The sequence below is a fragment of the Planctomonas deserti genome, assembly GCF_003067705.1.
GTDB lineage: Bacteria > Actinomycetota > Actinomycetes > Actinomycetales > Microbacteriaceae > Planctomonas > Planctomonas deserti.
This window is the reverse complement of the sequence record NZ_QANL01000030.1, coordinates 1-798: the sequence shown is the minus strand read 5'-3', so window position 1 is coordinate 798 and position 798 is coordinate 1. Positions and strand designations below refer to the sequence as shown.

General features: G+C 60.5%; 1 protein-coding gene and 1 pseudogene. Both read left to right on the top strand.

What is annotated here, in order from left to right; translation table 11 throughout:
• Positions 1 to 464 (top strand): annotated as a pseudogene (gene fusA, locus DAI20_RS19325) (elongation factor G); the annotation flags it as partial.
• Between the two features lie 52 nt (positions 465 to 516).
• On the top strand, positions 517 to 798 hold a 282-nt coding region (locus DAI20_RS19320), incomplete at its 3' end, for a GTP-binding protein (protein WP_240606140.1).

The window sequence follows — 798 nt, the reverse complement described above, 5'->3', positions numbered from 1 at the left end:
CGTCGGTTGAAAAGGGCCTGCGCGAAACCATCACCAGCGGTCCGCTGGCTGGCTTCCCGGTCGTGGACGTCAAGGTGAAGCTGGTGTTCGGTTCGTACCACGACGTCGACTCCTCGGAAATGGCGTTCAAGCTGGCTTCGTCGATGGCCTTCAAGCAGGGCTTCGCCAAGGCCAAGCCGGTGCTGCTGGAGCCGATCATGAAGGTCGAGATCGTGACCCCGGAGGATTACCAGGGTGACGTGATGGGCGACGTCAGCCGTCGTCGCGGCGTGCTGCAGGGTTCCGACACCACCGGTGACGGTTCGGCCAGCATCATCAACGCGATGATCCCGCTGGGTGAAATGTTCGGCTACGCCACTGCGCTGCGTTCGCAGACCCAGGGCCGCGCCACCTTCACCATGGAATTCGATCACTACGAGCCGGCTCCGACCAACATCGCCGAAGCCGTCATGAAGAAGGGCTGAGCCTCGCTCAGCCTCTCTTGAAACCACTTACGAACAATCAAGGTATAGAACAATGGCAAAGGGTAAGTTCGAGCGCACCAAGCCGCACGTCAACGTCGGCACCATCGGTCACGTCGATCACGGCAAGACCACGCTGACCGCCGCACTGACCAAGATCGGTGCCGAGCGTTTCGGTGGCGAGTTCAAGGATTACTCCTCGATCGACGCCGCTCCGGAAGAAAAGGCTCGTGGTATCACGATCTCGACCGCGCACGTCGAATACGAATCCCCGGTCCGTCACTACGCCCACGTCGATTGCCCGGGCCATGCTGACTACGTCAAGAACATGATCACC